This is a genomic window from Flagellimonas ochracea, from assembly GCF_009903685.1.
GTDB classification, from domain to species: domain Bacteria; phylum Bacteroidota; class Bacteroidia; order Flavobacteriales; family Flavobacteriaceae; genus Flagellimonas; species Flagellimonas ochracea.
Genome location: NZ_JAAABI010000002.1, coordinates 1 through 21,310, shown reverse-complemented (window position 1 = coordinate 21,310; position 21,310 = coordinate 1). Strand labels below are relative to the sequence as shown.

At 38.6% G+C, this 21,310-nt stretch carries 19 protein-coding genes and 1 tRNA gene; 16 read left to right on the top strand and 4 right to left on the bottom strand.

The genetic code is table 11. The features are described 5' to 3' along the window. Positions 1 to 5: 5 nt before the first annotated feature. Genes GTQ34_RS05595 through GTQ34_RS05585 form a run of 3 tightly spaced genes read left to right on the top strand, consistent with a single transcriptional unit; the run spans position 6 to position 4,753 of the window. The gene (locus tag GTQ34_RS05595) at positions 6 to 1,775 is read left to right on the top strand and encodes an ATP-dependent nuclease (RefSeq protein WP_166522809.1); all 1,770 of its coding nucleotides are present in this window, start codon (positions 6 to 8) and stop codon (positions 1,773 to 1,775) included. Beyond that, positions 1,765 to 3,456, top strand: coding sequence for a UvrD-helicase domain-containing protein (locus GTQ34_RS05590; RefSeq protein ID WP_166522808.1), 1,692 nt, complete (start codon positions 1,765 to 1,767; stop codon positions 3,454 to 3,456). The genes GTQ34_RS05595 and GTQ34_RS05590 overlap by 11 nt, the downstream gene beginning before the upstream one ends. Before the next feature lie 37 nt (positions 3,457 to 3,493). Then, entirely contained in the window at positions 3,494 to 4,753 is a 1,260-nt protein-coding gene (locus GTQ34_RS05585) for a DUF2130 domain-containing protein (protein ID WP_166522807.1), read from the top strand. Positions 4,754 to 4,906: 153 nt separating this feature from the next. Here the strand turns inward: GTQ34_RS05585 and GTQ34_RS05580 are convergent, their stop codons facing one another. The 3 genes from GTQ34_RS05580 to GTQ34_RS05570 form a co-directional block, all read right to left on the bottom strand. Further along, positions 4,907 to 6,115 carry a site-specific integrase gene (locus tag GTQ34_RS05580; protein ID WP_166522806.1) on the bottom strand — a complete coding sequence of 403 codons (1,209 nt, stop codon included), beginning with the start codon at positions 6,113 to 6,115 and terminating at the stop codon, positions 4,907 to 4,909. Positions 6,116 to 6,803: 688 nt separating this feature from the next. Continuing rightward, the gene (locus tag GTQ34_RS05575) at positions 6,804 to 7,886 is read right to left on the bottom strand and encodes a DUF8164 family protein (RefSeq protein ID WP_166522805.1); all 1,083 of its coding nucleotides are present in this window, start codon (positions 7,884 to 7,886) and stop codon (positions 6,804 to 6,806) included. A gap of 318 nt (positions 7,887 to 8,204) precedes the next feature. Further along, positions 8,205 to 8,360 carry a hypothetical protein gene (locus tag GTQ34_RS05570; protein WP_166522804.1) on the bottom strand — a complete coding sequence of 52 codons (156 nt, stop codon included), beginning with the start codon at positions 8,358 to 8,360 and terminating at the stop codon, positions 8,205 to 8,207. A 234-nt stretch (positions 8,361 to 8,594) separates the two neighbouring features. On the opposite strand from GTQ34_RS05570, the gene GTQ34_RS05565 reads away from it, so the two are divergent. The 13 genes from GTQ34_RS05565 (at position 8,595) to GTQ34_RS05510 (ending at position 18,915) form a co-directional block, all read left to right on the top strand. Next, positions 8,595 to 9,227: a Crp/Fnr family transcriptional regulator gene (locus GTQ34_RS05565; protein ID WP_166522803.1), complete on the top strand. Its 633-nt coding sequence runs from the start codon at positions 8,595 to 8,597 to the stop codon at positions 9,225 to 9,227. Between the two features lie 62 nt (positions 9,228 to 9,289). Beyond that, positions 9,290 to 11,023 carry a SulP family inorganic anion transporter gene (locus tag GTQ34_RS05560; protein ID WP_166522802.1) on the top strand — a complete coding sequence of 578 codons (1,734 nt, stop codon included), beginning with the start codon at positions 9,290 to 9,292 and terminating at the stop codon, positions 11,021 to 11,023. Positions 11,024 to 11,081: 58 nt separating this feature from the next. Then, entirely contained in the window at positions 11,082 to 12,491 is a 1,410-nt protein-coding gene (locus tag GTQ34_RS05555; protein WP_166522801.1) for an MBL fold metallo-hydrolase, read from the top strand. A 7-nt stretch (positions 12,492 to 12,498) separates the two neighbouring features. Beyond that, the gene (locus GTQ34_RS05550) at positions 12,499 to 12,879 is read left to right on the top strand and encodes a rhodanese-like domain-containing protein (protein WP_166522800.1); all 381 of its coding nucleotides are present in this window, start codon (positions 12,499 to 12,501) and stop codon (positions 12,877 to 12,879) included. 61 nt (positions 12,880 to 12,940) lie between these two features. Continuing rightward, on the top strand, positions 12,941 to 13,285 hold the full coding sequence (locus GTQ34_RS05545; protein WP_166522799.1) for a rhodanese-like domain-containing protein: 345 nt from the start codon (positions 12,941 to 12,943) through the stop codon (positions 13,283 to 13,285). Positions 13,286 to 13,658: 373 nt separating this feature from the next. Next, on the top strand, positions 13,659 to 13,865 hold the full coding sequence (locus tag GTQ34_RS05540) for a YgaP family membrane protein (protein ID WP_166522798.1): 207 nt from the start codon (positions 13,659 to 13,661) through the stop codon (positions 13,863 to 13,865). Positions 13,866 to 14,037: 172 nt separating this feature from the next. Then, the gene (locus GTQ34_RS05535) at positions 14,038 to 15,300 is read left to right on the top strand and encodes an NAD(P)/FAD-dependent oxidoreductase (RefSeq protein ID WP_166522797.1); all 1,263 of its coding nucleotides are present in this window, start codon (positions 14,038 to 14,040) and stop codon (positions 15,298 to 15,300) included. A gap of 93 nt (positions 15,301 to 15,393) precedes the next feature. After that, entirely contained in the window at positions 15,394 to 15,522 is a 129-nt protein-coding gene (locus GTQ34_RS16870) for a hypothetical protein (protein WP_262885603.1), read from the top strand. A 239-nt stretch (positions 15,523 to 15,761) separates the two neighbouring features. Beyond that, positions 15,762 to 16,313, top strand: coding sequence for a YeeE/YedE family protein (locus tag GTQ34_RS05530; protein WP_166522796.1), 552 nt, complete (start codon positions 15,762 to 15,764; stop codon positions 16,311 to 16,313). Positions 16,314 to 16,315: 2 nt separating this feature from the next. Next, entirely contained in the window at positions 16,316 to 16,729 is a 414-nt protein-coding gene (locus GTQ34_RS05525) for a YeeE/YedE family protein (protein WP_166522795.1), read from the top strand. Between the two features lie 104 nt (positions 16,730 to 16,833). Continuing rightward, positions 16,834 to 17,241, top strand: a complete 408-nt coding sequence (locus GTQ34_RS05520; RefSeq protein WP_166522794.1) for a response regulator — start codon at positions 16,834 to 16,836, stop codon at positions 17,239 to 17,241. A gap of 102 nt (positions 17,242 to 17,343) precedes the next feature. After that, positions 17,344 to 17,415 (top strand) — tRNA-Arg (locus tag GTQ34_RS05515). A gap of 231 nt (positions 17,416 to 17,646) precedes the next feature. Then, entirely contained in the window at positions 17,647 to 18,915 is a 1,269-nt protein-coding gene (locus GTQ34_RS05510) for a site-specific integrase (RefSeq protein WP_166522793.1), read from the top strand. A gap of 241 nt (positions 18,916 to 19,156) precedes the next feature. Here the strand turns inward: GTQ34_RS05510 and GTQ34_RS05505 are convergent, their stop codons facing one another. Continuing rightward, entirely contained in the window at positions 19,157 to 20,152 is a 996-nt protein-coding gene (locus GTQ34_RS05505) for an IS110 family RNA-guided transposase (protein WP_166522792.1), read from the bottom strand. Positions 20,153 to 21,310 lie beyond the last annotated feature (1,158 nt).

The following is a 21,310-nucleotide window of genomic DNA, read 5'->3' as shown; positions in this document are numbered from 1 at the left end:
GAATTATGAATATCAAGAGTGTCAAAATAAGAAACTATCGAAACTTTAAGAATTTCAATATTGATTTTTCTGAAGGTTTTCAAACAATTATTGGGGAAAACAATATTGGAAAAAGTAATTTATATTGGGCTATAAGATTAGTTCTTGACCGCAGCCTCTCTTACAATGTTCGAAATTTGGACATAAAAGATATTCATGGATTTAAGAATGAAATTGGGGTAGGAGAAAATGTAATAATTAGCGTGGAGTTATTCAGTGAAAACTTGGCTGCGTTCCCCACATTCCATTCGTTTAAAACAAGTGACAACACTGCCAGAATTACATACTTATTTGCACATAGAACTAAATTTATTGAAGGGGATGAAGTGCCTGACAAAATCGAAATATCCCAATTTAGATGGCAACTCTACGCTGGTGGAAATTCTTTGAATATAGATGATATTCTAAAGCTTGATGCTATTTCCTTTCGTGACCTAGAGGGGATTAATTTATACTATATCAATGCGTTTAGAAATATTAATTCGGATTTGCATGGAAACACAAAATCCCTTCTCAGTAAATATTGTCAATCAAGGGAAAATTCAGAAGTTGAATTGGAAAGTGTTAAGACAATTTTAAAATCTTCATCATCTCAATTGAATGATTTAGAATTTATCCCAGATGTGGCAAAGAACATTCAAGAAAAAGGGGGGAATATTGCTGGCCAATATTTTTCATTTCCAATTTCGATTAGTTTTCTTTCCAATTTCGATGTTGATGCTTGGAGCCAATTAAATCTATTTTACAATCCAAATTCGGGTAATAATGTACCGATACAATCTCTTGGCTTGGGGCAGAAAAACATTTTGTATTTGAGCCTTTTCATTGCGGAACTAGAAAACTCAAGTAATAATCATGAAATCAATCTTCTCTTGATAGAAGAGCCAGAGGCACATCTTCATCCACAGTTGCAAAAAATTCTGTTTTCAAATCTAAATGTTTTAAAGACGACCCAAGTATTTATGACTTCTCATTCAACCCATATAGCAAGCGACTGCGAATTCAAGAACCTGAATGTACTATTTCAAAATAGTGAAAATGAAGTGAAATCGTATGCGCCTTTTAAAGATGAATTGCTTTCGGAACATGAAAGTAAATTGTTGAAGCGATACTTAGATGCTACACGTAGCGAGATGTTTTTTGCATCTGCCATTTTGTTTGTTGAAGGTGTGGGTGAGCAGTTTATTATCCCATCTATTTCAAAAGAAGTTTTTGGGGTAAACTTGACAGAACATAACATATCCGTTATCCCGATTCATAGCAGGTTTTTTGAACCATATTTAAAACTCGTACAAAACAACAACCTTGAAATCCCTGTTTCTGTATTAATTGATGGAGATAAAGATGAGCTTGATGACGGGGAGGAAGCAACAACTGCGGTTAAAAATGCAGTAAAACTGGCAGTTGAGAATCGAGTAATTGTTTCTCCTGGAGTAAAAACTTTAGAAATAGACTTGTTCCCTACTGCTTATGTAAACAATTCTTATTTGAAAGCAAGCTTTGTCAATTTGGGACATGAAAAATCATACGACAATTTGGTGTTAGCTACTAAAGAAAATCCTGAATTATGGGAATCTGAGTTACTCAAACGAATTGACAATACTGTAATGAAAGGTCGATTTGCCCAGGAATTGAGTTTATTAATAGACAAAGATTTTGTAGTTCCTGAATATATTGACAAGGCTATATCTCACATTACAACATATAAGAAAATCGAGGCAAGTCATGCTAAATGAGCTACAGAAAAAAGTAGCATTTGACTTGAAGGGCAATACAATTGTAAGTGCTTCACCCGGTACTGGGAAAACAAGAACCCTTGTTGCACGAGCACAGCACAGATTAGAGTCAATGCCTGATAGTCGCTGTTTAGCTCTGATCACATACACAAATGCCGGGGCAGACGAGATTTCGTCAAGATTGATTACTCAAGAGAAAAGCATATTCGTAGGAACTATTCATAGATTTTGTTTAGAGTTCATACTGCGACCATTCGGTTGGATTTATGCATGGGATAAACCTAAAATTATCACTTATGAGGAATTAAATGAATTCATTGAGTTGAATGAAGACTTTGAGCTTGGAGATAGTCCACTCGATGAGTTAAATAAGATTAAAAGAGAATTAAATGGTGAATTAGACAAATCAGTAGCTTGGGAAAATAGCTCTACACTTGAATATATTGCAGAGTTATACTTCAGCTTTTTGGAAGCTAAAAAGGCAATAGATTTTAATGAAATTTTATATAGATCGTACAAAATAATATGTGAAAATGATTTTGTTGTTAGCTCGTTAGCGAACAAGTTTTATGAAATTTCAATTGATGAATTTCAAGACACTAATATCTATCAATATGAAATTCTAAAAGCAATAAATACAAAACAGAACTGTACGTTTTTTATGGTTGGAGATGAAAAGCAAAAAATATATGGATTTGCAGGTGCCATTGAAGATGCTTTCAGTCGTGCATCGGCTGATTTTATGGCTTCAATAGAAGAGTTGAAAGTTACATATCGGTCAACAACCAATATCATTAATGCGTATTCAACTCTTTTTGAAAACCACCCCAACCTAATAAATGAATCTAAGTACAAGGACATTGATAACAAATTGATCTTGCAAGAAACCACAAATGACAATAACAATGCAACCATAGAAACATACGTAAAACATCTTATTGAAAAAGGAAAATTACCCTTATCCGAAATAGCCGTTTTAACAACGAGTTGGAGGGATGCTTATTTTATTAGCAGACACCTGAGGCGAAACTACCATATTGTAGGCTTGGGTGCCTTGCCCCATAGAAGTGTGAATTCATCTACGTTTAGTTTGATTAGAGCAATAAGCAAATTTACAAATTCTCCAAGAGTCAGAAATCTCAAAATAGTTCGAAGAAATATCGAATTTCATGCTTTAGAGAATAACTTTCTCACAGATGAAAAAGAACTAACATTTTGGACAAACTCTATAGTGTCGAGGATAGAGAGAATGAATACAAATATTCCATTAATTGAGGGTCTTACTGAACTAAACAATATTTTCAATTCTGTCTTTAAATTTAATCACTCCGACTTTGACGAAATAATTGAGCTTATAAGTGATGAAGAGGCACCTTCATGGACTGTTGAAAAGTATTTTAATACCCTTTCAGGAATAAATGGAATTACGGTTAACACTATTCACCAATCAAAAGGATTAGAATACCAATCCGTTATTTTAAATGGAGTGAATGAAGGTAGAATACCCTATCAAGTATGGAATTGGGACACCCAAACCAGAGAGCCGTTAACAGAAGAAAATTTAGAAAATGGAAGGACATTATTGTATGTGGGAATGAGTAGGTCCAAAACCATTTTAATTTTACTACATAATTGGAACCCTTCGTTATTTATTCCTAAAATTAGGACAGCTAATAATTGATAAAACGCATTGAATAGATTTAGAATAAGTTAAAAATATGCAAAACAAAACCCAAATAAAATGCCCTAACTGCGGTACATCCATCGATGTACAGGATATTTTGGCCCATCAATTGGAAGATGAGATTCGGCAGAAATACCAGTCTCAATTGGCCGATGAAAAAAAGAAATACGAAGCTGAACAAGAAAAACTCGAAAAGGCCAGACAAGAATTTGAGTTAAAGAAAAAACAAGAAAACGAGCTTTTTCAAGAACGTTTGGAAAAACAGTTAAAAGAAGCCCGAAAAGCCCTTGAAGAAAAACTCAAATCCAAACTTGCTGAAGAGCAATCTGAACAGTTTGAGACCTTGCAGAAAGAGTTGAACGAAAAATCCGAACAAGTTAAAGAATTAAATCGTTCCAAGGCTGAAATTGAGAAACTCAAGCGTGAAAAGTCTGAACTAAAAGAAGCTGCCGAAGCCGAAGCTCAAAAAAAACTAAATGAGGTGCTAATTGCAGAGCGCGGCAAAATCCGAAAATCAGAGGAAGAAAAAAATGAGCTGAAATTCCGTGAATTGCAAAAACAATTGGAAGACCAAAAGAAGTTGACGGAGGAAATGAAGCGAAAACAAGAGCAAGGTTCCATGCAGCTTCAGGGGGAGGTGCAAGAACTGGCTATTGAAGAATGGTTGGCAGCGCAGTTTCCATTGGACAGTATAGACGAGATAAAAAAAGGTGCAAGAGGCGCAGATTGCATTCAGGTCGTAAATACCCGAACCCGCCAAAACTGCGGTAAAATTTATTACGAAAGCAAGCGCACCAAAGATTTCCATACTAGTTGGATTGAAAAATTTAAGGCTGATATGCGTGAACGTGATGCGGACATCGGTGTATTGGTGACAGAAGTTATGCCCTCTGGTCTCGACCGTTTGGGTATGTTGGATGGGGTTTGGGTTTGCACTTATGAAGAATTTAAGGGGCTTTCAGCCGTGTTAAGGGAATCCATTATAAAGTTGAACTTAGCTATGGCCACTCAAGAAAACAAAGGGGACAAAATGGGGATGCTCTATGATTTTTTGACCAGCACTACTTTCCGTATGCAGATAGAGGCCATAGTCGAAGGGTTTTCCCAGATGAAATCCGACTTGGAGAGCGAAAAACGCTCAATGCAGAGAATCTGGAAACAAAGGGAACGTCAAATTGAAAAGGTCGTTACCAACACTATTGACATGTACGGCTCCATCAAAGGTATCGCAGGTAATGCAATTCAATCTGTAAAAGCTTTGGAGCTTCCATCCGGAGACGATGAAGATAAATAGTAATAACTAATAGGCGTTAGAAAAGAAATATTTCTCAGTGGCGAGTCTCTCATTTAAGAAATCTATAAGACTCGGATTATAGTAATTTTCCGAGAAGGTTATTAAAATTGGATGACTTTCTCGCATTTTTACTAAGATATTTTAGATTGTTGTCTATAATAAAACTTCAAGTGCCTTATCTACAATCTGAGTATCCAATTCCTTTAAATACGCTTGAGTTACAGTTAAGTTTTGATGCCCCAAAGATTCGCTTATAACATCTGTAGCAACCCCTTTTTGTTTAAGGCAATTGGCAAAACTATGCCGAGCTACATAGCTACTGACGTTTTTGGTTATGTCACAAAGTTTGGCTACTTCCTTTAACTCCTTGTTATAGATGCCTAGCATTTTATGTTTTCTATCGGCCAGTTGGGTCGGTGTGTATTCCTCTCGAAAAAGTAAAGGAAAAACATACTTGTTACCATAACCATGTATGCGATAATAGTCTAATATTTTTTGAACCGGAGGCATTATAGCGATGGAAAAGTTTCCTTTGGTTTTTGCCCTTGTGTAATAAATGACATTGGAATCAACATCTTTCCATTCCAAACACATCATATCAGCAAAATTCATTCCCCTGGTATAGAAGCTAAAGACAAAATAGTTTTTGGTATTTATCAAATGTGGGTTATCGGTCAAATCTAAATTGATAATGCTCATAATTTCTTCGAAATCCAGAGCACGTTTAAAGCCTTTGCCACGAAGGTTCGATATTTTATAGGTTTTGAAAGGATACAGGCTTTCTCTGATAACACCACGTTCGATAGCCTTGTTGAATAATGCTCTAATAGATCGCATTTTTACACCGATTCCACCATCGGTGCCACCCCTTGACCTTAGAAAAGCGTCGTATTTACTTAGGAAAGCAGGGTTGACTTCCCTAAAACTGAGCTTCTTGAATTTATGGAAAATTTGCACGGAGGTTTTGGCATCCTTATAAGACTTCGCATTTCCGATGCGTCCAGCGAAAGTCATTTCTTCAATAATCTCGTCAAAAAAGGCAAAAACATCATTCTTTACTGGGTTGAATGTTATTCTATAACTTCGGTCGAAATCCTGTAGTGAATAATCAGGATTTTCGATTTCTAGATCAGTTGCGATTTTGTAAGCACGTTCCCTGAATTTGACCAGCAATCTATTGTATTGAAAGTAATTTTCCTTTTTTCGATTAAATGCCCCGGTGGAGGCTATCCATTCAGATTCTTTTGAACTGAAAGGGGTCTTATAAAACTTTGATTGTCTATTTTTAGTAACACGCAAAAAGATTGGATACAATCCATTGGATAGTTTTTTCTTTCGCTGAACAATCTTAATAGTTATCATCTGATTTGATATGGGTACAACATAGGTACAACAATTGGGCTATTAAATGTAAAAATTGCTAGGCCAAATGCAAAGAAAAAATTCATAAAATATTGATAATCAGACCATAAGAAAGTAAATGAGGCTATATGAAAACACCTCATTTTCGGCTGTTAATCAGAGGGTCGCTGGTTCGAGCCCAGCAGGGGGAGCTAAAATTAAATCCAATACTTGAAAGAGTGTTGGATTTTGTTGTTTTAAAGAGTTTACAAATAAACTTCATTGCTCTTTCAGTTGAATGTTTCCCGCTTTTTTGAATAAAAAAGGGATTTCAAAAGCTTGTTTGGGCACAAACAAAAATTATAAGGTTATTACTGGAGCAATAATAAAGACTTTGAGCCTTCAAAAGACGAAAGAAAAAAACAGGTTAATCAATATAGTTTAAATGGTGAGCTTTTTAAGACGCATATCTCTGTCACTGAAGCCAGCATGTTTTCTGGTTTGCTTAAACCTCAATTTCTAGGGTTTGTAGAGGTGAACGAAAACATGCAGGAGGATATATTTGGAAGTATGTTAAATAATGTAAAGCCCAGTTCTAACGAGCTGGGTTTATTTCTGATAACATTTGTCTAATTGGAACCAATCATTTGAGGTAATGTTATTAGAGGTAATGTTATTATATGTAAGATTCCAACCAAAATAGTTGATATTATTTTTCCTTTTTTTTCCTTTTCTTAGGTTTAAATCTTTTTCGAATCCAATTAATGAACTTCTTCAAAAACTTTTTATCCCTTATCATTTTGTATAACTCTATTAGTGGAGAAAGAGAAGCTAAAGTTGCTAAAAGGGCTAGATATTTTAAATATTTATCATTTCTTTCAAACCAGTTCATAATTGTTATTTCAATTTTCTTTTCGTCTATAACCCATTCCTTTCCATTATGATAGGTAAAAGCAAAATTTAAATTATACTTGCCAGGGGGGGTGCTTTCTTTCGTGTATAGCTCCCAAATCAAAGGAGCTGATGAATTTGAAGAATCTAAAGATACTTCTGAGTTAATCATTATAGTATTTTCCTTTTGCCGTTCAATAGAAAAATTGATACCTGGCGGAAGTTCTCCTATTTTAGGATATCTTTTTATTGTTTTTTCCCCTTCATCAAAGTATGTGTTTGTTAGCCAAGTTAGTTTTAATGTTTTATGGTTATTTATGTCAATAACACCCATAGAATCAAGTGTTATTATATTTTTAACATAATTTGAGGATTTTAGATTTAAAGAGTCACGCAAATACTTCAATCTGATTGTATCAAATTCAATGTTCAATTGTGCATTGTATCCATTGAGATGTTTTACGAAAGCACCTCCATATTTTATAGTGTCTATTTCCGAACCCCAATGAAGAATATTTTGCTTATCTTTTTTTAGCCCTGATTTTAAATATGATTGCTCCAAAAAATCCGCTGAAGGAAGGAAAAATATTTTGTTTAATTCTAAATCAATATAACCGTACCCTGTGATAAATTGCTTAACTGTTATTTTATCTCCTGCACTTATAGTTGTTTGTGATGCGTTAAGTATTTGGCTGTATATTCCTGCACTGTGTGATTTAGGGCTGACTTGTTTTTGGTTTACTTCAGGTGTCAGAGGGATATCAATCATTATTTTCTTTTGCAATATTGAATCAAATTGAGCAAAAGCTGAGGTGATATGACCAGTGATTAAAACAAAACCTAGAATCATATAATGAATTAAAGGTTTTTTAAATCCATAAAAATTTATTAATCTAGGCATAGATTAAAACTACAAAATCATTTTAATAATTTGAAAGGCATACAATTCGGATATCTTAAAAGTTTACAAGTTATCAAACAACTGGATTTTAATAGGTTAACCTCCTTGGTTCGAGCCCAAGAGGGGGAGCAAAAATCAAGAAAGCTGCACGAGAGTGTGGCTTTTTTCATTTTCAGCGGATGGAAGAGAAAACCTCACCTGAAATTCTTTGGGCAGACTTATCTAAACGAGTTTGGGGGAGTCCAAGAACAGAATCAAAACAAAATGGCCTTCCGACAAATCGGAAGGCCATTTTGTTTTTTAGGGGTCCCCTGTCAACTATCCACCCTGTCTGGTCTTCGAATATTTATTGGAAGCAGTGTTGGGAGGCAGTATGTGTTTACCATCTTCACTCTGGGCAACGTTTTGCGTATTCTTCATTGAAGTACACCCAAAAATGGAAAAAATCAATAAAAAGATTGCTATTTTTTTCATATCGACAAATTTAAGGCTTATCAAAAATAAGAAGTTAAAAGAAAATGATAGTATAAAAAAGTATTAATATTTTCTAGTAATCCATTGGAACGACGAAATGAAGACATGCGAATTGTAAACAGATTTACTGGTTTCAAAGATGGTGGAACCTGTGGAAAGAAAACATGACAATCTGTTTGATTGGGTCGAGTTTCCTTTGAACCAAAATAAGTACCTTAGGAGTAATATTTTTTTATGGTAAAAGAACTCTATACCACTTTCGATGGTCAATTTGAAATGGAACTGGTGGATGAAATTGCATCCATTGGCAAATTTGTGGAAGTAAAAGAGGGCGAAATCCTTATGGATATTGGCAGCTATATTAAATCCATACCTCTATTACTATCAGGAGCGATTAAGGTACTTCGTGAAGACGAAGAAGGGGATGAATTGTTGTTGTACTATTTAGAGCAGGGCGAAACCTGTTCCGTTACCATGGCTTGTTGTATGGGGCATGCTAAAAGTGAGATTAGGGCCATCGCAGAGACCGAATCTGCCTTGGTAATGGTGCCCATACACAAAATGGAAGAATGGATGGCAAAGTACAAGGGATGGCGTAACTATGTTTTTGAGAGCTACCATCACAGATTGAACGAATTGTTGAACACGGTGGACAGCATCGCGTTCAAAAACTTGGACCAACGCTTGGTGGAATACCTAAAAAAGAAGATGCAGGTCACCAACGACAACCGTATCCGAAACACCCACCAACAAATTGCCTATGACCTTCATACCTCACGCGTGGTCATCTCTAGACTGTTGAAAAAATTGGAAAACATGGAAAAATTGAAACTTCATAGGAACTATATCCAGATTCTGGACCTGTAACTATGTCTCCTATGTTACATTGAAATCAACAGAGGAACCCTATTTTTGTAAAAAGCCCTTGCATGCTCAAAAGGTTTTTTCCATTTACAGCTTGGATAACCCGATATGACCGAACATTTTTTTATGGTGATATGGTCGCTGGGATTACCTTGGGTATTATGTTGGTGCCACAGGGAATGGCCTATGCATTGATTGCAGGCATGCCTCCCATTTATGGGCTTTATGCTGCCTTGGTCCCACAATTTGTTTATGCCCTTACGGGTACATCCCGACAACTGGGGGTCGGCCCCGTGGCATTGGATTCTCTTTTGGTAGCGGCAGGAATAGGTGCATTGCAACTGAGCGATATCACAGAGTATATTTCAGTGGTATTGTTCCTCACTTCACTGATAGGGGGTCTTCAACTTCTTTTGGGATTCTTAAAAATGGGATTCTTTATCAATTTTTTGTCCAAACCGGTAATCAGTGGGTTTACCTCGGCAGCGGCTATTTTGATTGGGCTAGGACAACTAAAATACATATTGGGCATTGAGATTGTCCAATCCAGCAAAATCTACGAGCTTGTTGCGAATCTTTTGCGCGGTATGGAAGATGTAAATCCCTATACCATGGCAATGGGCGGTGCAAGTGTGCTGTTCATATTGATTTTTAGAAGGATACATAAGAAAATACCGACAGCTTTGCTGGTGACCATTTTGGGAATCTTATTGGTTACTTTTTTTCAACTTGGAGATTTGGGAATACAGGTGGTCGGAGAAATCCCAAAAGGGATGCCAACATTCCAAGTTCCTGAAATAAGAACAGATTTGTTGGGTCAGTTGGTGCCTCTGGCCATGACGGTGGCCCTTTTTGGATTCATGGAATCCATATCCATCGCAAAAACAGTGGAAGAAAAACATTCGGAATATGAACTGGATGCCAACCAAGAGCTACGGGCTTTGGGACTTTCCAATCTGCTCGGTTCCTTTTTTCAATCTTTTCCCATTTCGGGAAGTTTTTCCAGAACCGCTGTCAATGAAGAAGCCGGAGCAAAAACCACAATGTCCCTAATTTTTAGTGTTTTGTTCATTGCGGCAGTATTACTTTTCTTAACCCCTTTGTTTCACAATTTGCCCAATGCGGTCTTGGGTGCCATAATCATGGTGTCTGTATTTGGTTTGATTAACCTTTCATATCCGCTGCAGCTTTTCAAAAATAGAAAAGATGAGTTCTTTTTATTGGTTATCACGTTCTTGATGACCCTTTTTATAGGGTTGATTGCGGGAATCGTGCTTGGTGTATTGTTGTCCCTATTACTTTTGGTATATCGCAGCTCCAAACCGCACATAGCCATTTTGGGCAGGATAAAGGGCACCAACTATTTTAAGAATATAAGTCGCTTTGCCGATGAGGTGGAAGTGGACAAGGACAAACTTATTTTACGATTTGATGCACAGCTTTACTTTGGCAATAAAGACTATTTTAAAAAGGAACTCTTCAAACAAATGGATAAAAAAGGCGCCGAACTGCGGTACGTGATTCTTAATGCTGAAGCCATTAATTATATTGACAGTACCGCAGCGACCATGTTGGAACGCCTGATTCTCGATTTAAAGGAAAAAGAAATCGATTTTTTGATTACCGGTGCCATTGGACCGACAAGGGATATTCTTCACAGCAGTGGCCTGATAAAAATCTTGGGAGAGGAGAACTTATTTGTACAGACCTTTGAGGCTGTGGATTTTTGTACCCATCATAATAAAAGAAGCAATATTCAAAGGAAGGTTTCCCTACAAGCCAAAAAAAGGACTTTGTAACTTTGGTAACCGTGCAAAGTAGCACACTACATTATCTTTGAAAAAAATTTAGAGAAAAATGAAGATTGAACAAATATATACCGGATGCTTGGCCCAAGGGGCTTATTACATTGAAAGCGAGGGTGAGGTTGCCATTGTGGATCCTTTGCGTGAGGTGCAGCCTTACATTAAACAAGCCGCGGCCAACAACGCGAAGATTAAATACATTTTTGAAACCCATTTTCATGCAGATTTTGTAAGCGGTCATGTTACCTTGTCCAAGGAAACCGGGGCACCCATTATTTACGGTCCCAATGCGAACCCATCCTATGAGGCTATCATTGCTGAGGATGGACAGGAGTTCCAATTGGGGAAAGTGATCATAAAAGTATTGCATACTCCGGGACATACCATGGAGAGCACCACCTATTTGCTGAAAGATGAATCAGGAAAAGACCATGCTATTTTTAGCGGGGACACCCTTTTCTTGGGAGATGTGGGCAGGCCCGATTTAGCCCAAAAAGCGGCCCATATGACGCAGGAAGAATTGGCAGGAACATTGTATGATAGTCTCAGAAACAAAATTATGCCCTTGGCGGATGATGTCATCGTATATCCAGCCCACGGAGCTGGATCTGCCTGTGGCAAAAACATGATGAAAGAAACGGTGGACACCTTGGGCAATCAGAAAAAAATGAACTACGCCCTACGGGCCGATATGACCAAGGAAGAGTTCGTAAAAGAGGTAACAGAAGGATTGTTGCCACCCCCACAATATTTCCCTTTGAATGTAAAAATGAACAAAGAAGGATATGAAGATATTGATACTGTACTGGAAAGGGGTACCCAAGCCTTGACCCCAGATGCTTTTGAGGTGGCCGCCAATGAAACCGGTGCCGTGATGTTGGATGTGCGAAACCAAGGTGATTATGCCAAAGGACATATACCAAGGTCAATTTTTATTGGATTGGATGGAAGCTTTGCGCCTTGGGTAGGGGCGTTGATAGCTGATGTTCAGCAGCCCATTTTGCTAATTGCTCCAGAAGGTAAGGAGGAAGAAGCCATTACGCGCTTATCCCGGGTTGGTTTCGATGGGACCATAGGGTATTTGAAAGGGGGCCTAGCAGCTTGGAAAAAGGCAGGAAAGGAAGTGGACACCGTGGAAAGCATCAATGCTGGGGAATTCAAAGAACGACTGAATCAAAAGATTCCTGTTTTTGATGTCCGCAAAGAACCGGAATTTTTGGCCGAACATATAGAAGATGCACATCTTACCCCTTTGGATTACATCAATGATCACCTATCCGAATTTCCAGAAGACGAAACATTCTACCTACACTGTGCAGGAGGATACCGAAGCATGATTGCCGCCTCCATCCTTAAAAGTAGGGGAATCCACAACTTGGTGGATATTGCCGGGGGATTCAAAGCGATAAAAGAAGTGGGTATCCCAGTCACAGATTACGTATGCCCCACAACATTAAAATAGATAAAGAATGAATCGTAGAGCTATATTGTTTCTGATGTCACTTGTACCATTTTTGATGGTTTCTTGCAATTCCCAGGATGAAGGAGGGATCACAAATATTGACAAAGCCACTGTGAAAGCTAAAGTTATTGGAAAAGAAGTACAATGGCTGGATGTGAGAACGCCCCAAGAATACAACGATGGCCATATTGATGACGCCATGAATTTTGATATAAATGGAGCATCCTTCATGGAGCAAATCAACACCTTGGACAAGAACAAGCCAGTATACCTCTACTGCCAAATGGGAGGGCGAAGTACTCGTGCTGCTGAAATCTTAAAGCAAGAGGGCTTCAAAGAAATTTATAATTATAAAGGAGGATACACGGATTGGAGTTCCGAAGATTGATCGCTCATTTCTAGTTATAACCGTTAATTCAACAAAGTCAGTAGTTTAATAATATATCCTTATGTCAATTCTAGATTTTCTTTTTAAGAAATCCACTGATTCCGATGCTATCAAAATTATAGATGCAGAAGCATATAAAAAAGCCATTTCAAGAGACAAAGTACAATTGGTTGACGTAAGAACACCGCGGGAATTTCGTTCTGGACATATCAACAATGCCAAGAACATTGATTTTTTTCAAGGGGCATCTTTTAATGATGCTTTCTCCAAAATGAACAAAACCCAACCGGTTTATTTGTACTGCCAATCTGGAAACCGAAGCCAAAAAGCAGCAAGAAAGCTGGTAAAAATGGGTTTTACTCAAATCTACGATTTAAAAGGAGGATACCGGGCATGGAATGCCTAGCATAGCGCGTAAACAACAGGCACAACGTATCTTTTTTTTACAAACCATGAATCAATTGATCCCAAAAATCCCAAGGACAAGTAGTATTTTAGCATGTTTCTGCCAAAAACCATTTCAGTGTCCAATCGCCCCGACATGGCAGTTATGGACAATTTGTGCGCAAAAGTTCTCCGATTCCTGAATGGGTTCAATTCAAGGAATAACATAAAAACAGATGTGCCTATGTAACCGAGGTTACCAAGAAATAGCCAAAATTGACTTAATTTTGATAATGGAGCTAAGAAAATGGCACAAATTGGTGCTGGTTTGTATTATTTGCATCGCATTGGCGACTTTGATTGTTTTATTGGTTGAAAACACAAACTAACTGATTATGAAAAAAAATATGGGCGGCGCGGACCGCTTAATCCGATTTATTATTGCCCTGGCAATTGTGGCATTGTATTATTTCAATGTGATTTCAGGAACTTTGGCCACGGTCTTGTTGGTATTGGCAGGGATTTTCGTGTTGACAAGCTTTGTTAGTTTTTGTCCTTTGTATGCTCCTTTTGGGATACGTACTTGTAAGGTTAAAGACTAAGTTTCTTGGTTGGTTGATTGAAAAACCACCCCATTGCGGGGTGGTTTTTTCGTTTGGTGTAATAGGCATATTTAAAATCCCATTCTGAATTTTTACGAAGTATGTAACCTGGGTTACTTTTTTTTTTGGGGTTCCTAACTATTTTAGGTTGAAATTTTTTAAAACACTATCCATGAAATCGCATTATCAAGTTTTGATCATCGGAGGAGGTACGGCAGGTATCATGACAGCCGCGCAACTGTTGAAGAAAAACGCCAAGCTGGATATTGCCATTATCGAACCCTCTGACACCCATTACTATCAGCCTGCTTGGACTTTAGTGGGTGCAGGGACCTATGATTTCGAAAAAACGGCAAAGTCTATGACCGAGGTTATGCCTTGGGGAGTGGATTGGATAAAAGATAAAGCTACTGGTTTTGTACCTGATAACAACGCTGTTTCAACCGAAAATCATGGGGACGTAAGTTATGATTTTTTGGTGGTAGCCACAGGGCTTGTCATGGAACCGGGAATGATAAAGGGACTGCCCGAAGCATTTGAAAAGGGAATCGCCTGTAGTAATTATATAAACCCAGAACATACCTGGGAAACCATTAAGAACTTCAAAGGGGGCAATGCACTTTTTACTCAACCCACAACACCCATTAAATGTGGTGGGGCACCTCAAAAGATAGCCTATCTCGCAGCAGATTATTTTAGGAAGCATGGATTGAAAAACAAGACCAATGTAATTTTTGCCACCCCCGGGACGGTTATTTTTGGGGTAAAGGAAATCCGGGAAACCTTGATGAAGGTAATCGACCGGTACGGCATTCATTTTAAACCTTTTTATGCTCCCAAAGCGATTGATGTTGAAAACCGTATAGTGCATTTCAGCCATACCGCACCCGAAGAAAACCGATGTGTAATCAATGAAGATAACGACTTGGGTGAAAAAATGTACGGTGATATTGATATCCATGTGCCTTTTGACATGCTGCATTTAGCACCTCCACAAGCGGCGCCAAAATTCATAAGAGATTCGGTATTGTCCAACGATTCAGGATGGTTGGATGTGGACCATCATTCCATGCAACACAATAAATTTGGCAATATTTTCGGTTTGGGGGATGTAGCCGCTTTACCCACGGCCAAAACGGGAGCAGCAATCCGAAAGCAGGTGCCCATTGTTGTGGACAATATATTGAAGCTCATGGAGAGCAAACCAGCGGATAACCACTCCTACAATGGTTATTCATCCTGCCCCTTGGTTACCGGGTATGGCAAGATGACCCTTGCAGAGTTCGATTACAAAAATAATTTTATACCCGACCCCAAGCTTAAAAGAATGTTGGTGTTCAATAGCGCAAAAGAACACTGGAGGCTATATATGTTTAAAAAATATGGTCTGCCCTATTTGTATTGGAACAAAATGTTGAAGGGAAAACAGGTGTAAAAAATCGCTCTGGCATTGTTACGGTATTCATGAGAAATATCATGAGCTGCGGAATATGTTCCCTTTAATTTAGACACGCTTAAATAATGGATTATGAAAACTTTTCTATCAATCCCTTTGGTTTCTTGGGAAAACGGTATCTGGATGATTGGGGTATTTGCCTTGGTCGTCGTCGTATTGGTGGTAGCCGTATTGGCCATGATGAACGGCGGAAAGAAATAACTTTTTTGTTTACAAATCCAGCTTTTTAAGTAAGGTTGGATGGATGTTTAATCTTTTCTATTGTCAGTTAGCACGATTAATTTTTGACAACACGGTTTACACTGGTGCTAAACATATGTTATATTTTCCAGAGAAATAAATTGAAAAAAGCCAACAGATTTTGTTAGCAAACAGCTTTGTTTGAGACATAAAGGAGAATATGTTGTGCTTTTAGTTAGTTTTGATAAAAACCTAAGAATATGCTTTACGAACCTTGGCCTTGGTACGTTTCGGGCCCTTTGATTGCTTTGATAATGGCCATTTTAATTTTGATGGGCAAGCGATTTGGAATGTCCTCCAATTTGGAAACCTTTTGCTCCATCGGAGGTGCGGGAAAATTTGTGGACTACTTCAAGGTGGATACCAAACCTAAACGCTGGAGTTTGTTGGTAGTTTTGGGAGCTGTTATTGGAGGATTCTTTGCGGCACATTTGCTTTCACTTAACGAAGCAGTGAATATTTCTCAAGAAACAGTGGAAAATTTGCAGGCTCTTGGCTTTGAAAGTGCAGGAAGTGCTTACCTGCCCACCGAGCTGTTCACGGTAGAAGCACTGGCCCAACCCAAGGTATGGACCATCTTACTGGTTGCCGGATTTTTGGTTGGTTTTGGTGCCCGCTATGCAGGAGGATGTACTTCGGGGCATGCCATTTCTGGACTTAGCAACCTACAACGGCCTTCGCTTATTGCGGTAATAGGCTTTTTTATCGGAGGACTTTTCATGGTCCATGTGTTGTTCCCAATTATATTTTAATTATGAAGAACTTTTTATATATACTGGTCGGAATCTTTTTTGGAATAGTCTTGTACAAATCCGAAGCTGCCTCTTGGTTTCGAATCTATGAAATGTTCCGGTTCGATTCGTTTCACATGTATGGAATTATTGGATCAGCTTTGGTTGTTGGAATGTTGTTTGTAGGATGGACAAAAAAATCGGGCACAAAGTCTTTTTTTGGAGAACCCATAAGAATTGAAGAAAAGGAACGTTCGTTTGCCCGATATGCAATTGGCGGCATTCTTTTCGGTTTGGGATGGGCCTTGGCTGGAGCCTGTCCTGGTCCTATTTATATCTTGGTTGGAGCAGGTTATTGGCCCATCATAATTGTGCTTGTTGGTGCGGTTTTGGGTACTTTTTTATATGGGGTTTTGAGGAAAAGACTGCCACATTGAGAAGGTTTTGAACGGAATATTTGGGCAGAACGACGAATTTGAATGGCTTTTTGAAAGGAAGCCATTAGTTTTGAATTACATAACTTCCCCTATAACAACCCCAAATGAGACTTACCTTCTGTATTATTGATGATGACTTGGTGTCGCAGTTTGCTACCCGGTACTGTATTCAACAAACTGAAAAGAGCTCCGATATTATTACCTGTTCCAGTGGGGAGGAGGGACTGTCTATTTTTCTGGAACTACTGGAAAATGACAAAGAACTTCCCGATATTCTTTTTTTAGACCTTGTAATGGAGGGTATGGATGGGTGGACCTTTGTAGAGAACATGCAAAATTTGTTCAGGGAACGTCGACTTCCCAAGGTGTATATTCTTTCTGCCTTCACTAATTCTAAGGATCGTGAGATTGCCAAAGCGAACCAATTGATTTCAGGTTATGTGGACAAACCTCTTTCCAGAAACTTTTTAGACAAAGTACTCAAGGAGGAAGCCAAGCAACGAACTCATTGAGTTGGTGAATTTTCAACACCAGCTTGTCCGATGTGACTTAAGCGGTCTTTTACGTGCAAAGTTTTTTAAAATAACATATTTTTGCTTTCCATTTTTGGGAATGGCCCCGTAGTTCAATGGATAGAATAGAAGTTTCCTAAACTTTAGATGCAAGTTCGATTCTTGCCGGGGCTACTTTTTGACTTCCGAATGATTCAATAAATCATTAAATAAATGAATATCAAGTATTTGATATTTTTTGATTTTAATTGAATTCCTATGATATGTGCTTTAAAAGTTCACAAATCGTCAACATTTTTTAAGTTACTGTTTTAAACTAAGTGATTAAAATTCAGTAATTTATTTGATGTACTCGATTTGATTTGACTTTCGTCTTCATCAATATTTAACTAAAAGAAGACAAATATGAGGTCAAATTCCACTTTTTCCATTCTGTTTTGGCTTTATTCCAGTAGGTCAAAAAATGGTAAAGCCCCTATTTATGCTAGGATTTCCGTAAATGGGAAAAAGCTTAGCATCAGTTTAAAGCGAAGAATCCAAATCGATGAATGGGATTCAACTAAGCAGCGTGTAAAAAATTCTTCTATTCACGCTAAATCCACCAATCAATATTTAGACGAGTTCTACTCTGGTTTGTTCCATGCATTCCAAGAATTGCGAATAGAGGGTAAGCATATCACTCCTCAGAGTGTAAAGGCTAGGTTTATGGATGAGGAAGTGGAGAATCAACATTTTACCATGAGGGATTTAGTGTCCTATCATAATTCCAATATGTTTCCAAAGCTTCACGGTAATACTTCAAGACTATACCTGACAAGTCAGAAGTATATCTTTTTGTTTTTGAAGGAAAAATTGAAAAAGGAAGATATCAGGCTTGATGAATTGAATTATAAGTTTATTCTCGACTTTGAAAATTTTCTACATAAGCATAAACCCAATCACTATCAAAAACAAATTGGTAACAACGCTGTAATGAAGCATGTTCAAAGATTACGGAAAATGGTTTCCCTGGCTTATCGACTTGAGTGGATAGATAAAGACCCCTTTAGGCAGTTTAAGCAAAGATTGACCCCTACGAATAGGGAGTATTTAGGTTCCGAGGAACTTAAAGCGATTGAAAACCTTGAACTAGATTGTAAGCGATTAAAAACTGTGAGGGATCTTTTTGTATTTAGTTGTTATACTGGAGTATGTTATACGGATTTAATGCTTTTAACGGAAGATAATGTGGTCATGGGCATAGACAAAAAATATTGGATCATTACCAAAAGACAGAAGACCCATAACCCGGTCAAAATACCACTTTTAAAAAAAGCTCTTGACTTGATTGAACTTTATAAAGAGGATACTAGGTCCATCATTAACAACACTTTGTTTCCAAGAATCTCCAACCAAAAGATGAACGCTTATTTGAAAGAGATTGCAAGTGAAGCAAAAATCAAAAAGAATTTGACATTTCATATGGCAAGGCACACGTTCGCCACGACAGTTACCTTGACCAATGGTGTACCTATAGAAACCATTTCAAAAATGTTGGGACATCGAAAACTTACCACCACCCAGATTTATGCAAAGGTGTTGGAAAGGAAGGTTGGTGAGGATATGGAGATTTTGAGAAGCAAATTGGAAACGTCACTTGAGTCAGATCTAGAAAAGAAATCGAATGAAGCATAGCGAAGTGCTGAAACTCTAAATTCTTATCTCGAACTTTTGCGATTGGTCCCTATCGGTTTTTTGTGGTATTCGGGAAGATATGTTTAATCAACAACTTCTAATCAACAAGAACCACTGAATTTATTGATGGCTTGTCACACCAAAGAAAGGTATTTGGGTTTTCACGCTCGCGTGAAAAATCGATTTCCATGTTAAAAACAAGTCAAAAATGAACAAAGTGAACAATTCGGTGTTATCGGTATCAAGCGACACTTTTTTGATAGGGCCTCTGCCGTTTGACCACGGCACAGACCCTAAGGACAAGCTTGTTTCGGACATTGTTAAGGACCAACATTTTGTTCTTTCCCTCCCCGGCCTTTCTTTCATAATATGCCTTCAGTTCCGGATCGTGCCTGACTTCGGCAAGCGCGCACATGTGCAACTGCTTTTTCATCGTCTTGTTTGCCATATGGTGCACCCTGGCACGTTTCTGTATACTGGAGCCGGAGGTATGCTCGAAGGGCACCACGCCACAGTAGCAGGCAAGCTGTTTGGGATTTTCGTACTTGGTGAAAAAATTGGTGTAGATGGTAAAGTATAGGGCCGTGAACATACCTATCCCCGTGACGGAGGTCGCCAGTCGCACCGTGTTGTTCAACCTTTCATCGGAGAGCACAAGGGCCTCTATCTCTCCCTCCATGCGGCGGATCTCGTCGTTGAGGCACTTGGTGGTCTTTTTGATGTGCCTTTGGACCAGTTTTCCAAGTTCCGGGTCAAAGGTCTTGAGTTCATTGGGGTGCTTGCACAGGTCCGCCCTGAACCTGACCAGTTGGTCCCTTACCTTGAGCAGGGCATTGACCTTTTCCAGGATCTCCGGCACCGGTCTGTACAGTTCGATCTCGTTGTGGTTCTTGGCGGCGTACCGTGCGATCCGGATGGCGTCCAGCCTATCGTTCTTGCCACGTTGTATCCCCAAGCTACGGATGATCCTCAACGACATCTCGACACAGAAATTGGCCTGTTTTTCGAGCAGCCTTGCGATGACCAGTCTGCCGTATATACCGGTATGTTCCAGACAGACCAAGGTGTTTTCCAAGGGAATGCCCCTGTTCTTGAGCAGCCTTATAAAGGCCCTGGTACCCTTTTGTGAATTGTCGAACACGAACGAGTCCGTGTCGTCTCCTTGGATAATGGCGATGTCAAAGGACTTTTTGGATATGTCCACGCCAACAAAAAACTTGAAGTCAGATTTTTCCATGATAAAAAAGTTTAAAAAATGAGAGATCCGTGAATCAGAGTACAACCGACAACTGAACGATTATCAAATCCCTGTTAATAGGCCCTAGACCTGAACTTCCATATGATGCCGGTCCAGAAGATGACCGATAAAGGATTTAATCGATACCGATAAGTCCTAAACTTTGAATAGCAATTAATACGCCTTTATCGGTCTGGCTGCCATCCAATATCATTGAAGTTCCAAGGTAGGACAATACCTCTATTCTTCTAAATGGACAGCGATATATGTTCCGGTCCCGGGACTGTCACAGAGGGATGGTCCCAGCCCAAGGGATATGTGTTCACAGTTATCTGAACTAGATCGAAACCCTGGACAATAGGCCTTGAAGCCTGTATTTCCATCTGATTCTGTTCAGAGATGACCGATAAAAGGATTTGAAAAGCATAAGTCCTGGACTTTCCCTGCGCCTAATCCTCCTTTATCGGTCGGTGGCCACTTACGGTCACCGAGTGTATTCCCGAGTGAAAGACGACCGTAATTCAAACAACGATTGTCTTAAAGGAAAGCTCTATGTAAATGGTCGACGCTAAACTAAGGGAATAGCAAGAGGGTGATGCGCAAATTGCGCCATCACGGTTGTTTTCGGGTCTTCAACAAGTTGAAAACCAGTCAATTGAACAGATTTTGGGATACTGTGCAAAATCAGGGGCTACAGTAGACTTTTCCGAAATCTACAGTAAACCCTTTGGGAAGCCCTGTAAACACTGGAAATTTTTGACGAAAAAATTGACACAATTTGACGAAAAAACAAAATCGCACCTATGGAAAAGCAATCTAAAGCCTAAAATATCGTAAGAGGTTGGAGCTAAATAAAATTAAGGGCAACAGACCATTGGATTACCTCAAAGGATGAGAAGAATGTTTTCCATTGACAGATAGAATTGCCTCGCTCAGTGAGGTTAGTTTGGCAAGATTTGGGGCTTGCAGCACTCCACTTCGTTGCGTTCGCCCTTATATCGATTTCTATTTCAAGACCGGGTTTTTTAAGCACCGTTTTATTGAACTTTCATTGTAAAACGAGTTCACTGATTCTAAAGAGTTTACTTTTTCGGTACACTTAAATAGTTTACCTTATATACCCTTTTTTACACCTAAGATGAAGTTCGGTTATGCAAG

Coding starts and splice junctions, on each gene's coding strand:
- GTQ34_RS05525 (WP_166522795.1), top strand. CDS start 16,316: ATGAAGAACTTTTTATATATACTGGTCGGAATCTTTTTTGGAATAGTC.
- GTQ34_RS05595 (WP_166522809.1), top strand. CDS start 6: ATGAATATCAAGAGTGTCAAAATAAGAAACTATCGAAACTTTAAGAAT.
- GTQ34_RS05545 (WP_166522799.1), top strand. CDS start 12,941: ATGTCAATTCTAGATTTTCTTTTTAAGAAATCCACTGATTCCGATGCT.
- GTQ34_RS05550 (WP_166522800.1), top strand. CDS start 12,499: ATGAATCGTAGAGCTATATTGTTTCTGATGTCACTTGTACCATTTTTG.
- GTQ34_RS16870 (WP_262885603.1), top strand. CDS start 15,394: ATGAAAACTTTTCTATCAATCCCTTTGGTTTCTTGGGAAAACGGTATC.
- GTQ34_RS05570 (WP_166522804.1), bottom strand. CDS start 8,360: ATGAAAAAAATAGCAATCTTTTTATTGATTTTTTCCATTTTTGGGTGT.
- GTQ34_RS05565 (WP_166522803.1), top strand. CDS start 8,595: ATGGTAAAAGAACTCTATACCACTTTCGATGGTCAATTTGAAATGGAA.
- GTQ34_RS05575 (WP_166522805.1), bottom strand. CDS start 7,886: ATGCCTAGATTAATAAATTTTTATGGATTTAAAAAACCTTTAATTCAT.
- GTQ34_RS05560 (WP_166522802.1), top strand. CDS start 9,290: ATGCTCAAAAGGTTTTTTCCATTTACAGCTTGGATAACCCGATATGAC.
- GTQ34_RS05520 (WP_166522794.1), top strand. CDS start 16,834: ATGAGACTTACCTTCTGTATTATTGATGATGACTTGGTGTCGCAGTTT.
- GTQ34_RS05530 (WP_166522796.1), top strand. CDS start 15,762: ATGCTTTACGAACCTTGGCCTTGGTACGTTTCGGGCCCTTTGATTGCT.
- GTQ34_RS05510 (WP_166522793.1), top strand. CDS start 17,647: ATGAGGTCAAATTCCACTTTTTCCATTCTGTTTTGGCTTTATTCCAGT.
- GTQ34_RS05535 (WP_166522797.1), top strand. CDS start 14,038: ATGAAATCGCATTATCAAGTTTTGATCATCGGAGGAGGTACGGCAGGT.
- GTQ34_RS05585 (WP_166522807.1), top strand. CDS start 3,494: ATGCAAAACAAAACCCAAATAAAATGCCCTAACTGCGGTACATCCATC.
- GTQ34_RS05540 (WP_166522798.1), top strand. CDS start 13,659: ATGAAAAAAAATATGGGCGGCGCGGACCGCTTAATCCGATTTATTATT.
- GTQ34_RS05580 (WP_166522806.1), bottom strand. CDS start 6,115: ATGATAACTATTAAGATTGTTCAGCGAAAGAAAAAACTATCCAATGGA.
- GTQ34_RS05590 (WP_166522808.1), top strand. CDS start 1,765: ATGCTAAATGAGCTACAGAAAAAAGTAGCATTTGACTTGAAGGGCAAT.
- GTQ34_RS05505 (WP_166522792.1), bottom strand. CDS start 20,152: ATGGAAAAATCTGACTTCAAGTTTTTTGTTGGCGTGGACATATCCAAA.
- GTQ34_RS05555 (WP_166522801.1), top strand. CDS start 11,082: ATGAAGATTGAACAAATATATACCGGATGCTTGGCCCAAGGGGCTTAT.